Genomic DNA, 13,448 nt, shown 5'->3' on the forward strand with positions numbered 1-13,448 from the left:
GACGTCATGACCAATTCATTGAGACCTGCGCTGTTGGGTTGCGTGTTTGCTGCCACTTTGGGCCTCACGGTCAGTCCGGTGTCCTCGGCCAAGGGGGAGAGATCGGAGGCAAGTGCGATTTTCGGGTTCGCCTCGCGAAGCGATCCCCTGGTTTTCTCAACGCCGGAAGACGCCGCCGAGGCCCTAAAGTCAGCGCTCGCCGCCGACGACTTCGAAAAGTTCGTGACCATTCTCGGTATCGATGGGGCGAAAGTCCGTGGGGACAAAAGCGTGATGGACAGCTATGCGCAGATCAGGGATGGAGCTGCTAACAAGGTGGTTTTGAAGGATGGTGATGGGCGCGTGCTTGTCGAGATTGGCGCCAGGCTCTGGCCGCTACCATTTCCAATAGTGAAGATCGATGAGCGCAAGTGGAGCTTCGACACCTACGCGGGATTTGAGGAGATAATTCACCGCCGTGTCGGCGAAAACGAGCTGCAGACCATCGCGACCGTTCAGGCCTATGTCGGTGCTCAAGAGGAATACCGCTCGCAGGATCGCGACGGGGACGGTGTCCTAGAGTACGCGCAGAGGCTCATCAGCAGCGACGGGAATATGGATGGCCTTTATTGGCCGTCCGATCTGGGGGTGGGCGACAGCCCGGCGGGCAGTGCACTTGAAAACGATGCCGCGCTCGACAAGGCAAAGCGGGGTGAGGGCTATTATGGCTATCGCTACCGGATCATCTCACGACAAGGTTCCAATATAGCAGGTGGCAAGCACGACTATCTCATCAACGGCAACATGATCGCGGGTTTCGCGCTCATTGCATGGCCAATCCGATACGGTGAAACCGGCGTGCACACCTTCGCGGTAAACGCCAATGGAACTGTCTATCAGGTGGATCTGGGACGCAATACCGAAAAGACGGCCGAGGGTATCATGACTTTCAACCCTGATGACAGTTGGGAACTGATAGTGGACTGACCGGGATCACAGCACGGGGAAGCGTCCAAAGGCGCGCTTTGGCGCCCATTCAGACTTCGAAACCTCATGCCCGTTGGTCCACCGGTGTGCATTTGCATGAGACGCGCCCGAACGTCATATGCGATATTTGACACCGATGCTGAAAGTGCGAGCCCTGGGACGGGTGGCCATCAGGATCGCCCGAACCAGAGAAATCGTCGCCTTTGAAGGAATGAGCAAAAGCCGGGCGCTCACCAGCGCACGTTGGGTCAAGGCAGTTGTTGCGTAGCAGTGACCGCTGTCACTGACAGGGATTGCCCCTTGCCTCTTACCGCATAACTGCCGAGCGGTTCGGTCGTCGCAAATTCCATGGGCGGGAACTGACTGAGTAAGCTGTCTGAAATGAGAAAGCTCTTACCCAGTTCTCGGGCAAGCCCCTCAATCCTCGCTGTTGTGTTGACGGTGTCACCGAAATAGGTGATTTTACGATGATCCAAGCCAATTTCTGCGACGATGACCGGTCCGCCATGCAGAGCAGCCCGCAAACGGGGAACTTCCCCGAATTCAGTGATCCAGAAATCTTCTTTCGCTTGAATGGCCTCAAAAATGTGTAGGACGCATCGAATGCTTGCAGACCGGTGTATTCCCTTTCTGAAATGCCATGTGATCAGGGCCGCATCACCGATGTAATCATCAACTGCGCCTTCGAACCGGCGAACCGACAATGCAACAGTTTTCAAGAATTCACCGAGATATTGCTGGGTTCGCAAGTCGCCAAAGCGCTCTGCGTAACTTGTCGATCCCATGAGATCGACGAGGAGAAAAACCCTGTTTTCTGATTGTGGCCGCCGATAACGGCTTAGAAGGAGACTGGAGAATACCTCGGGTCCCACAAGGTCTCTCATGCGCAACACGAAAACAATAAGTGCGGAAACAATGAGAGCATAGACAAGGATCCCACCCGTTGGGAGGACAGAACCCAACCACGAGTCTAGAAAACCAAACAACCAGAGCAGCGTCCCGACAACAAAAGTGCCAATCACAATGGTCACTATGTTGAGCAGGAGCGTGAGCAGGAAGTATGCCGCGGTAGGAAGTCCCATGAGCCAGAGGCGAAATCGTACCAGAATCAGATCCTGCTCGAACGCCAGAACAAGGCCGATGATGCCGACTGCATATGCAGCCCCGATTGAAGCGTTACCGCCGAAAATAAAGGTACTGTAGAGAGCACCGCTCGCTGCTGCAATTGCGAGAGCGCATAGCCATCCGAACAGTGAAAATCGACTCATACTCGCTCCTGAAAAATATAAGCCGCTTATTTCTGCACCTCCCACCGGCGTGCGCGGGCGCGGGGAGGTTCCTGTTGGACATGGGCCCTAGCGCGGCTGTAAATCCGACGCACTGAGTGTTATTGCGGTTGGCTCTTCGCCTGAAGGAACAAGCATTCCTGCCTTGCGAAGTCCCCGCATCAGTTGGTCACGATCAGCAGGCTGCACGTTTCTCATCGAAAGTTCCGCAACGATGTTCGGCAGGAAGTCTGGCCGCATCCGCACGAAAGCCTCTCCCGCGCGTCGGGCCTGATCCATCATGCCGGCATCTGCATATATGATGGCAGCGACAGCGTGAAACAGCGGAAATTTCTGCATGTCCGCCTTGGCAATTTCACGGACGGCGGTTGAATTGTCGCGCAGCATGTAAGCGGCCAGAGCGCGCGTGCCGTGATAATAGCCACCGCCACCCGGATTGAGTGCAATAGCCTGATCAAGCAGGTCTGCACCTCGTTGCCATTGGCCACCCATTGCCAGCCGAGTTCCGAACTCGCCCATCAGTTCAGTATCGTTGGGATTGGTGATGAGGGCCTCTTCGCCCACGCGCATGGCCTCGGTCAGTTGTCTGTTAAAAAAAAGAGCCATCATCAGAGCCTGAAGCCCCCGGGTATTGTTCGCATCAAGCTGGGTCGCGCGTCTCGCTGAACGAAGCGCTCGCTGCAGTGGCGCTTCCGGGCCGTGATCCGTGTTGAATTTGAAGCGGTCTTCGTCGAGATAGATAATCGACAGCATTGCCCAAGCCGTTGAATAGCCGGGATACCGCGCAACTGCGTCTTCAAGGCAGTCGCGAACCTGTGCGTGCTCTGCCGGGCTGAGTTCGCTCCGATATGCGTAAAAGCGCAGTGTGCACTCATAAGCGCCGGGGTCTTGCGGTGGAGGGTTTGCGTTATCAACCTGCGCCATGACGCCATAGGGCTGGGCTATGGTGGTGGCGACCCTCTTGGCCACGTCCGACTGTATGGAAAACAGGTTGCTCGCCGCCAGATTATTGTCATAGTCCCGCGACCAGACAATCTCGCCGTCATCCGTGTCCAGAAGACGGGCATTGATACGCATGCTATTTCCAGCGGTCCGCACGCTTCCTGTGAGAAGATAGCCTGCGCCGAGTTCTTTGCGAACTTTCGACAAATCCAGGTCCGGTGGCAGAGATTTCGACGTCTCGCGACCAAAGACCCTGATTTCCTTGAAACGTGGCAAGGCAGTCAGCAGTTCCTCTGTAAGCCCGGCACTATAGAGATGGGCGTTCGTGCCATCGCCCAGATCGGTGAAAGGAGCAACGACAAGGGTCGGCCTTTCGGGAGTTACGCCGTCTTGCGGACGCAGTGTCTGTGTCGATATCAAGTCCCCGGTGAGTTGAATGGCGATCGTCGCCAAAGCCACGATCAGACAAACAAGCAAAGGTCCCTTTGCATTCCACCAGCGCTCACCGATGGCATGTGGCGACACCAGAGCGGGCGCAGGTGCCTGCTGCTTGGAAACCTCCGCAGTGTTGTAAGAAAACACAGGAGCGTAACCACCCTTCGGGATGTCGATCCTGACCGCATCGCAGTGCCCCGCCACCAGGTAATATCGTTCGAGCGAGCGTCTTAGGCGTGCAGCTTCGATGCGAACGACTGGATCATCTTGCGTGAAACTTTCGTTGCGGCCGAACACTTCAATCGCGATTGAGTAGCCTTTGATGCGGTTCGCTCGTCCCGCGATCGCCTCTTCCACAACATATCGCAGAAATGCAGCACTTCGACCAATGCCTGGGAACTCTGCGCTTGCCAGTATGCGTTCGAGTTGCGAGCGAATCTCCCCTGTATCAGGCGGGTCTTTTGCAGCTTTTGAGGTTGTGGACGTCGTCTGCATAACTGTCTCCCGGTCCTCTCGAGATTCATCGCATGCGTGCACAGTACCTAAAGCCTACACCCGCAATGCGCAGGCGTCCAATTATTGTTAAACCCAGAGCAGTGATTTCAGCACCCTGACAAGCAGGGCGGTGTTGAGTGAAACGGGTTGACAAGCAAACTGCTGGTCACAGCTTCACATCCCCAACGCGGACAATCGTTCAAAAGCCCACCGGATGATCCTTCTTGTCTCCAAGAAACGAAATTCATCCCCTCCGGGCTTGGTCCACCTCGGGACTGTCCTGAATGAACATAGGGGTTGCCAAAATATGGTTTGCCCCGTTGAGAACATGGCGTTTTATCATGTCTTTGGCCGCATCAACGTTTTTCTCCAGGGCGTACTCGAACAGGCGCTTGTGGTCATCAACAACACCTTGCCCACGAAAGTTTTTCGCGAGCATGTGATAACGCAAGAAGCGATCGAAGACGGATGAGAGGCTCTGAACGAGCACTGCCGAATTGCATGCGGCGACAATTGCCAGATGAAACTCCCAGTCAAAACGGACCCATTCGGCTGTCTGCAGAGTATCTCCCGCGAGAAGTTTTTGCTCGACAGTCTTTAGGCGATGGTGGGCTGCGACAATTGTACCTTCCCACTCAAGATCGCCAGCGGCAAAGGAAAGCTCGATTGCGCGGCACTCCAAAAGAATTCGCAAGTCGGCGAGTTCCTCCAGTTCTCTTTGCGAGACTGGGCTAACCTCGAAACCACGCTGCCCTTCAGCAAGAACAAGGTTCTCCGCACTGAGGCGGCAAAGAATTTCTCTAAGCGAAGAAATGCTGATCGAGTATCGCTCACGGGCTTTTTCGAGCTTGATCTTGGAACCTGGAGGTAGAATGCCAAGTATGATGTCCTGCCGCAAGCGGCGGAAAACCGCGTCGCTGACGGTTTCAAGCGATGCCTTTGCGTCATTATTGTCTGTCACTCGTTCCTCGCCCATGGTCAATCCTGAAGCGGCGACTTGCGGGCCAGCGCATGCTCGACGCCGCCTTGAATATGCAGGCCAAGGATTTTCTTTGCGTTCTTCTGGTCGCGGTTGAGCGCCGCATCCAGCAGTTGCTTGTGTTCGTCTGCAGCAATTTTACCGCGGTATGAGAGTGCGACCATTTGATAACGCAGGTATTTATCAAACACTGCCGCATGTGCCTCCATCAGCAGTTTCGATCCACATGCTGAAATCAGTGCCTGGTGAAACTCCCAGTCATAGCGCTTCCAATCTTCCGTATGGCTGGTATCGCCGCTGGCCATCACGCCTTCCATGCGAGCCAGCTTGTAGTGGGCGGAAACCAGCCGCGCCTCCCAGTCGACATCACCTCTTTCGAGGGATTGCTCCAGCGCATGCGTCTCCAGAAGCAAGCGCAAGCCGGCGATTTCCTTGAGATCGACGGATGACATGGGCATAACCTGAAAGCCACGTTGGCCTTCAGCCATTACGAGGCCATCGGATGCAAGCCGATTGAGTATTTCTCTCAGCGTACTGATGCTGGTATCGTAGGTATCCTTGAGTTTTTCAAGTTTCAGCCTTTGCCCGGGAGCAAGGCGACCAAAGATAATATCGGCTCGAATACGCTTGTAGCTACTCTCGGCAACGGTTTCGTTCAGTGTTTCGGACGACATGTCAGTATCTCGGATATTCTCTTAATCGTCATACATATTTTGCGGCGGTGCATAAATCCAGCCTCCTTGCGTTGAGGAGTGTCAATGTTTGCTCCTATCGCACATCCGGCGTGGGCTTTGGCACGCCTTCCGGTCTGAGTGCCTTTTTCAATGCCGAGATACGAAAAATGGCGTTGGCGGCGCCATATCCCCGGTAACCACTACGCTGCACGATCTCAAAAAAGAAACCCTCACCGAAAGTCGTACTGTAAAGCTGGAAATATTCTCCATGGTCGTCGCGATCGTAGAGAATGTTTTCCACTTTCAGCCGTTCGGTCAGTTCCGGGTCGAGACCGAAGCGTGCTTCTACATCGTCATAGTAGTTGGGCGAAATGGGCAGTGGCTTGAACCCATTGGCACGCAGGGCCGCGGCTGTTGCGAAGATATCCGCGGTATGAAAGGCCAGATGCTGCACGCCCGACCCGAATTTTTCAGCAATGAAATGGCCCGCCAGCGTGCGACGGTTTTCCGCCCCGTTCAGCGTCAGCCGCAAACTGCCCGACGCATTCTGGACCACCTGACTGCGCACCACGCCCGCGGGATCGATGATATCAACCATTGCAGTCTTGTTGGCGTCGAAAATCGCTGTGTAAAACAGCAACCAGGTCAGCATTTCGTCATAGGCAACTGTCTGAGCGACATGGTCGACATGAGTAAGGTGGGCAGACGAAATCTCCGCTTCCTCATAGGCGGGGAGAAAATCGATTTCCGCAAAGCGACCGAGATCGCTTTTGTCATCGATCAAATAAATCAGTCCACCACCAACACCGCGTATGGCGGGTATCTCAATCTCACCTTCGCTGACAGACTGCTCGAATGGCTCGGCACCGAGCGCGATTGCGCGCGAATAGGCTTGCTTGGCATCATCGACATTGAGCGCGATCGCATAGGCGGACGTGCCGTGTACCGCAAACGACGCGTTGGAGAAACCCTTGTCGTCGGTATTGAGCAAAAGGCGGATGTTGCCCTGTTCGAAAATCGCGACTTTCTTGGAGCGGTGAGAAGCCGTCTTGCGAAAACCAAGGGTTTTCAAGATGCCTGCGAGGTTTTCACCGTCCTCCTCATCTGTTGAAAATTCAACAAAACCTATACCGGATACAGGCGCGCGCGCCGGCATTTCTGCCAGGGTCAGCGTTGCCGCTTCAGGATGACGACGAACCTGATCACCCAGATATATCAGTGAGCGGTAACCATCAGCCGCAATTGTTTTGGGAGAGCCTCCACGGAACTGGTCGTTGAAAATTTCGAGGGAAAGATATCCGTCATAACCAGTTGCAGCGACCGCGGCGGTAAACTCCGTCACCGGCAGATCGCCTTCACCCGGCATGTTGCGGAAATGACGCGACCAGTAGAGCAGATCCATGTCTATCAGCGGTGCGTCAGCAAGCTGCACGATGAAGATCTTTTCCTTTGGTATGGAGCGGATAGAATTGATGTCGATCTTGCGCGACAATGTGTGGAAACTGTCAAGTATCAGGCCGATATTGGGATGGTCAGTCCGTCGCACGATCTCCCAGGCGTCGCGGTGGTCATTGATATGCCTGCCCCACGCCAAGGCCTCAAAACCCACCCGCAAGCCACGTTTTGCAGCCCGCTCACCTAACTCGTGGAAGTCAGCGGCTGCGCGGTCTATGCCGCCAAGCGAGGCAGGTGAGACGTTGGAGCAGACGAGAACGAGATCGGTTCCCAGCTGCTGCATGACATCGAACTTGCGTTCGGCGCGATCAAAGGTCCGGCCACGCAACGGCTCGGGCATGCCCTCAAAATCACGGAAGGGCTGGAAAAGCGTAATGTCCAATCCGTGATCACGAACCATGCGACCGACGTCAGCAGGACTGCCATCAAATGCGAGGAAATCATTCTCGAAGATCTCCACCCCGTCAAAACCTGCCGCAGCGATCGCCGCAAGCTTTTCGGGAAAATCTCCGCTGATCGATACCGTGGCAATTGATGTTTTCATATTCGCTCCTCCAGAGGCAAATCATCACCGATATTCGTCATTCAGTAATTCGTGTGAATGCTGAAATGCATTTTATATGAGATTATAGAAAAACTCTGTTGATTTGGAAATGGCCTTATGTCAATTTTAACGTGTTGCCAGCTGGAGGAGAGTTGGCTAGCCCTTGGGCTACTAGAGGAGGAGCACCTTATGTTTGGATTCAAATGGAACCGACGCAGTGTCCTGTTGGGCGCAGCGGCAATGGTGGCCGCGGCATCACTGTCGCAACCGGCCGCAGCTATCACGCCGGACGAGATCAAGGCCAAGGGCAAGCTGGTCGTTGGCATCCAGGGCGATAACCCGCCATGGGGTTTTGTCACAAGCGCTGGCAAACAGGATGGTTTTGACGCCGAGATGGGCGCATTGTTCGCCAAGGAGCTTGGCGTGGATGTGGAATTCGTTCCGCTTGAAGTTAACAACCGTATTCCCGCCTTGACCTCGGGTCGGGTTGATATCCTTTTTGCAACCATGGCCATGCTGCCGGATCGCGCAAAAGCCGTTCAGTTCAGCAAGCCCTACAATGCAAATGCCATCGTTCTGATCGGTCCAAAGGACAAGTCGATCAAAACCAATGAAGACATGGCTGGCTTAACGATCAGTGTCGCCAAGGGCGCTGCCCAGGATACTCAGGTCACCAAGAACGCACCATCCACAGCGACGATCCGTCGATATGATGGCGACGCTGCAAGTGTCCAGGCACTAGCCTCCGGTCAGGTTGATGCCCTTGGCGGAAACATTTTCTACATGGACCGCGTCGAAAAGGCTGTCCCTGGTAAATTTGAGAACAAGCTCGAATTCCAGAAGCTTTATAATGGTGCCTGCACCCGTCTTGGAGAAAAAGAGCTCAATGCTGCGGTGAACGAGTTCATCGACAAGATCAAGGCGAATGGCGAACTCGACAAGATCTATGCCAACTGGATGAAGGTTCCGGTTCCGGAGTTTCCGACGAGCCTCGAAGGCATCTCGTTTACTGCCAACTGAGTTTCGACTTTCACAACCCCAACATTCACGAGGCGGCACCTGACGTGCAGGTGTCCGCATCGGTGCCCGGCCAAAGCCGATGCGCCGATGCGCATGGAGACTTTGGATGACAAATAAGATCTTTGTCCTGAATGGTCCTAATCTCAACCTTTTGGGCGAGCGGGAACCTTCCATATATGGCCCCACCACTCTCGCCGATATTCGCGATCGGTGCGAGGCGAAAGCCGCGTCACTGGGCTTTTCGGTTGATTTCCGCCAGACGAATTTCGAAGGTGAACTAGTTGAATCCGTTCACCAGGCACGGAATGAAGCGTGTGGCATCATCATCAATCCGGCAGGATATACCTTCACATCCATTGCCCTGCTGGATGCCCTCAAGACATTTGACGGGCCGAAGATAGAGCTGCACATTTCCAACGTGCATGCACGCGAAAGTATCTACCACAATTCCCTGATCTCCCGAACCGCGACCGGCATCATGATTGGCTTCGGCGCGCGCGGATATGAACTGGCGATCGAGGCCATGGCCGACCTGGCAAGATCATCCTGAGAGCATTGCAGGAGACGTCATGAACTATACCCTGGATTTCACACCAGTCATTGAAGGTTTGCCAAACCTGCTATGGGCCTGTCTTGGCACATTCACGCTGGCAATCTGTGGCATGCTCCTGGCGATCGTGATCGGCATTGGCGGCGTTATCTTGCGCCAGTCTCCAGTCAAGCTGCTTCGCTGGCTCACGATTGCCTTCGTTGAGCTGATCCGTAACACGCCTTTCCTGGTGCAGATATTCTTTATCTATTTCGCCTTGCCGCTGGCGGGCATCCGCCTTGATCCCACCCCGACCGCAATCATTGCACTGGGTATCAATGGCGGCGCCTATGCCATCGAGATTATCCGTGGCGGGGTCCAGTCCATCTCGAAGGGGCAGGTAGAAGCGGGTTTGGCTCTTGGTCTTCACAAGGCGCAGGTCTTCCGGTTGATCGTTCTAAAGCCGGCGCTTCGTGCGATCTATCCGTCGCTGACAAGTCAATTCATTCTGCTGACGCTGACGACCAGCATCGCATCGGCGATTTCAGCCTACGAATTGACGTCAGTATCTCAGCGGATCGAGTCCGACAGCTTCCGCAGCTTCGAGGTCTACTTCACTGTGACAGCATTTTATCTCGTCATATCCTGGGTGATGATGCGGATTTTCGCGCTCTTCTCCTCCCGCTACTTCAGCTATCCGGTCAAGTGAGGAGACAATCCCATGGGACGCGATGAATTTCTTTTCCTGTTGGCAGGTCTTAAATGGACCGTCGCCTTGTCAGTGGTTGCCTTCCTATTCGGATGCATTTCCGGCCTTCTTGTCGCCCTGGCACGCACATCCGGCATTGCCATACTGGAGCGACTGACTGCCGGCTACATCGCCGTCTTCCAGGGCACGCCGCTTCTTATGCAGCTCTTCGTTGTTTATTACGGCCTTGCGTTGATCGGCATCCAGATGGATGCATGGGCTGCGGTTTCTGTTGGCCTGACACTCCATGCGAGTGCGTTTTTGGGGGAAATCTGGCGCGGTTCGATCGAAGCTGTACCGCGCGGCCAGACTGAGGCAGCAAAGGCGCTGAGCCTCGGCTATATCTCCAGAATGAAAGACGTCGTTCTGCCACAGGCAATACGGATTTCGCTTCCAGCGACGATCGGTTTTCTGGTGCAGCTGATCAAGGGGACCTCGCTTGCCTCGATCGTCGGGTTCACCGAGCTGACCCGTGCAGGAAACATCATTTCCAACCAGATATTCCAGCCACTAACCGTCTTCGGCATCGTTGGAGTTCTCTATTTTCTGATGTGCTGCCCGCTGACCATCTATGGCGCTCACCTCGAGCGAAAGTTCGTGGCAGCCAGCCGCTAAGCTTTATGCGTGCACACAATTCCGGAGTTTCGTTGATGAACCAGACAGTAGCCACAGAAAACCCAACCGAACAGATGATCACCTTGTCAGGTGTAAACAAGTGGTATGGCGCCTTTCAGGCCCTCGATAACATCAATATGTCGGTGGCCAAGGGTGAAAAAATCGTGCTTTGCGGCCCTTCAGGCAGTGGGAAATCCACGCTTATCCGTTGCATCAATCACCTAGAGACCTATCAAAAAGGCGATATCCATGTTGGCGGCATCATGCTGGGACATGGATCCAAAACGATCGATGCGGTACGCCGCGAGGTCGGCATGGTTTTTCAACAGTTCAATCTTTTCCCGCATCTAACCGTTCTGCAAAACTGCATGCTTGCGCCGATAAAGGCGCTTGGCCTCGGCAAGGCGCAGGCGGAGGAACGCGCGCGGCAGTTGCTTGAGCGGGTCAAGATTGCTGAGCAGGCAGAGAAATATCCCGCACAGCTATCCGGCGGGCAACAACAGCGCGTTGCGATTGCCCGTGCTCTGTGCATGCGTCCCAAGGCGATGCTGTTCGATGAGCCGACCTCTGCGCTGGATCCTGAGATGGTCAAGGAGGTGCTCGATACGATGATCGCTCTTGCTGATGAAGGCATGACAATGATTTGCGTGACCCATGAAATGGGGTTTGCGCGTCAGGTCGCGGATCGTGTCGTCTTCATGGCAAGCGGAGTGATTGTGGAAGAGGCACCACCTGCAGAATTTTTCTCCGATCCCAAACATGAACGCACCAGGAAGTTCCTTGGTGAGATCCTTGGGCGGCATTGATACGGTCACAATTCGCAGCCGGAAGGTAGGCCGATGATCAGCGGCAACACAAAACTCATAGCCCATCTGGGCTTTCCGACGCACTCCTTCAAAGCGCCGTTGATCTACAATCCCTATTTTGAAAAGAACGGCATTGATGCGGTTGTCGTACCCATGGGATGTCGCCCGGAAGACTACACGGCGTTTCTCAAACTCGTTTTCCGCCTGTCCAATATTCACGGCGCACTCATCACCATGCCGCATAAGATAACGACCATGGGACTGCTGGACCAGATTTCCACCAATGCACAGGTGGCGGGAGCCTGCAACGCGGTGCGGATCGGATTGGATGGCCGCCTGATCGGCGACATGTTCGATGGTGAGGGCTTCGTGCGCGGGGTTTTGCGCAAGGGCAGGCAAATCAGCGGGATGAGAGCGATCATGGCGGGCACTGGCGGGGTCGGGTCAGCGATCGCAGCGTCGCTTGCCCAGGCCGGACTGGCGGAACTGGCGCTGTCAGACGCTTCCGCCACCATGATGCAGGGGCTCGCAGATCGGCTACGCCGCCATTATCCTGACCTGAAGGTCGAGATCGGCAAAACCGATCCCGACGGATACGATATTGTCATCAATGCAACGCCGCTTGGCATGAACGAGAACGATCCGCTTCCTTTTGATGTCTCCCATATTTCGCCATCTGCTTTTGCAGGGGAGGTTGTGTTGAGCCGGGAAATCACCCCGTTTCTTGCTGCTGCTCGTGCTCGCGGTTGCGGATATCAGGTGGGGACCGACATGTTGTTCGAGCAAATCCCCGCATATCTTGAGTTTTTTGACCTGCCGACAACGACGGCCGAGGAACTGCGCGCTGTTGCCAGATTGTGAAGGATGAGGATGGTTTCCCAACCTGCGAAAATTGCGTTGTTAGGTGCGGGCCTGATCGGGGGTGAACATGCAGCGTTGCTGTTCAGAAACCCGAAAACGGAACTGGTCGCAATTGTTGATCCTGCCGAGGCGGCAAAATCTGTGGCTGACCAATATGGAGCCAGGCACTATTGCGACGCTCTCACTATGTTAGAGCAAATTCGCCCGGATGGCGTTATTATCGCGCTGCCGAATGCTCTTCACGCCGCCGCTGTGATCGCATGTGTGGAGCACGGCATACCTTGCCTGGTCGAAAAACCCGTGGCCGATACTCTGGAGGCTGCAATGCTGCTCGTTGCGGCGGCTGACAGGACAGGCGTTCCCGTGCTTGTTGGCCACCATCGACGCCACAGCCCGGATATTGCTAAGGCGAGACAACTGGTGGCAGAGGGTGCGCTGGGGCGCCTTGTTGCTGTCAACGCAATGTGGATGGCTGACAAGCCTGGACATTATTTCAATACCGCCTGGCGTCGCGAGCCGGGTGGAGGGCCATTACTCATCAACCTCATTCACGATGTCGACTGTTTGCGCTTCATTTGCGGAGATATCGAGGAGGTAATGGCGCTCACCTCCAACACAGTGCGGGGATTCGAGGTGGAGGATAGCGCCAGCATCAGCGCGCGCTTCACCTCTGGCGCACTTGGAACTTTCCTGATGAGTGATGCTGCCGTTTCACCCTACAACTGGGACACCGCAGCCGGGCAGGCCCTGTATTTCCCACACCAGCCGGAAAATGCATATTTTCTATCGGGTACGCAGGCCGCATTGGCTGTACCCTCAATGGATCTGTGGATGCATGAGACGCAGAATGGAGATTGGCAGCACCCTCTGGTCCGGCGGCATGTCACGCTCGACGGTAGCAGAGCCTATGACAACCAGCTTGCCCATTTCATCGACATCATTGCCGGAACGGCAACACCGCTGATTTCTGCGCGCGATGGCATGATGACGCTGGCGACCACGTTGACCATCGCCAGATCGGCGCGTGAGAGAAGGCCAGTGCGCCCGCAGGAATTGATCGATGATGCGATGAACTCCTGATCGTCAGGCGGGT

Annotated in this window: 13 protein-coding genes; 8 read left to right on the forward strand and 5 right to left on the reverse strand. The window is 55.0% G+C overall.

Annotation, left to right across the window (positions count from 1 at the left end; translation table 11 throughout):
* Window positions 1-6: 6 nt before the first annotated feature.
* Complete coding sequence (locus IB237_RS18100; RefSeq protein WP_192490091.1) at window positions 7-966, forward strand: DUF2950 family protein; 960 nt, start codon at window positions 7-9, stop codon at window positions 964-966.
* Between the two features lie 248 nt (window positions 967-1,214).
* Here IB237_RS18100 and IB237_RS18105 read toward each other — a convergent pair whose 3' ends face one another.
* From IB237_RS18105 to IB237_RS18125, 5 genes are all read right to left on the reverse strand, one after another.
* Window positions 1,215-2,234, reverse strand: a complete 1,020-nt coding sequence (locus IB237_RS18105) for an adenylate/guanylate cyclase domain-containing protein (RefSeq protein ID WP_192490092.1) — start codon at window positions 2,232-2,234, stop codon at window positions 1,215-1,217.
* Window positions 2,235-2,321: 87 nt separating this feature from the next.
* A complete protein-coding gene (locus IB237_RS18110) occupies window positions 2,322-4,124 on the reverse strand; it encodes an adenylate cyclase (protein WP_192490093.1) in 1,803 nt (600 codons plus the stop codon).
* Between the two features lie 244 nt (window positions 4,125-4,368).
* Window positions 4,369-5,100 (reverse strand): GntR family transcriptional regulator, encoded by a 732-nt coding sequence (locus IB237_RS18115; protein ID WP_192490094.1) that lies wholly within the window; start codon window positions 5,098-5,100, stop codon window positions 4,369-4,371.
* A 2-nt stretch (window positions 5,101-5,102) separates the two neighbouring features.
* The gene (locus IB237_RS18120) at window positions 5,103-5,777 is read right to left on the reverse strand and encodes a GntR family transcriptional regulator (protein WP_192490095.1); all 675 of its coding nucleotides are present in this window, start codon (window positions 5,775-5,777) and stop codon (window positions 5,103-5,105) included.
* Window positions 5,778-5,871: 94 nt separating this feature from the next.
* Window positions 5,872-7,776, reverse strand: a complete 1,905-nt coding sequence (locus tag IB237_RS18125) for a bifunctional sugar phosphate isomerase/epimerase/4-hydroxyphenylpyruvate dioxygenase family protein (RefSeq protein WP_192490096.1) — start codon at window positions 7,774-7,776, stop codon at window positions 5,872-5,874.
* Window positions 7,777-7,965: 189 nt separating this feature from the next.
* On the opposite strand from IB237_RS18125, the gene IB237_RS18130 reads away from it, so the two are divergent.
* From IB237_RS18130 to IB237_RS18160, 7 genes are all read left to right on the forward strand, one after another.
* Complete coding sequence (locus IB237_RS18130) at window positions 7,966-8,796, forward strand: transporter substrate-binding domain-containing protein (RefSeq protein ID WP_192490097.1); 831 nt, start codon at window positions 7,966-7,968, stop codon at window positions 8,794-8,796.
* Window positions 8,797-8,902: 106 nt separating this feature from the next.
* The gene (gene aroQ, locus IB237_RS18135) at window positions 8,903-9,346 is read left to right on the forward strand and encodes a type II 3-dehydroquinate dehydratase (protein ID WP_192490098.1); all 444 of its coding nucleotides are present in this window, start codon (window positions 8,903-8,905) and stop codon (window positions 9,344-9,346) included.
* A 19-nt stretch (window positions 9,347-9,365) separates the two neighbouring features.
* Window positions 9,366-10,034 carry an amino acid ABC transporter permease gene (locus tag IB237_RS18140; protein ID WP_192490099.1) on the forward strand — a complete coding sequence of 223 codons (669 nt, stop codon included), beginning with the start codon at window positions 9,366-9,368 and terminating at the stop codon, window positions 10,032-10,034.
* A 12-nt stretch (window positions 10,035-10,046) separates the two neighbouring features.
* Entirely contained in the window at window positions 10,047-10,688 is a 642-nt protein-coding gene (locus IB237_RS18145; protein WP_192490100.1) for an amino acid ABC transporter permease, read from the forward strand.
* A gap of 74 nt (window positions 10,689-10,762) precedes the next feature.
* Window positions 10,763-11,494: an amino acid ABC transporter ATP-binding protein gene (locus IB237_RS18150; RefSeq protein WP_192490317.1), complete on the forward strand. Its 732-nt coding sequence runs from the start codon at window positions 10,763-10,765 to the stop codon at window positions 11,492-11,494.
* A 33-nt stretch (window positions 11,495-11,527) separates the two neighbouring features.
* A complete protein-coding gene (locus IB237_RS18155) occupies window positions 11,528-12,355 on the forward strand; it encodes a shikimate dehydrogenase (RefSeq protein WP_192490101.1) in 828 nt (275 codons plus the stop codon).
* 9 nt (window positions 12,356-12,364) lie between these two features.
* Complete coding sequence (locus IB237_RS18160; protein ID WP_192490102.1) at window positions 12,365-13,435, forward strand: Gfo/Idh/MocA family protein; 1,071 nt, start codon at window positions 12,365-12,367, stop codon at window positions 13,433-13,435.
* The last annotated feature ends 13 nt before the right edge of the window (window positions 13,436-13,448 follow it).

Origin of the sequence: Agrobacterium sp. AGB01, from assembly GCF_014851585.1 — a bacterium.
Lineage (GTDB): Bacteria > Pseudomonadota > Alphaproteobacteria > Rhizobiales > Rhizobiaceae > Agrobacterium.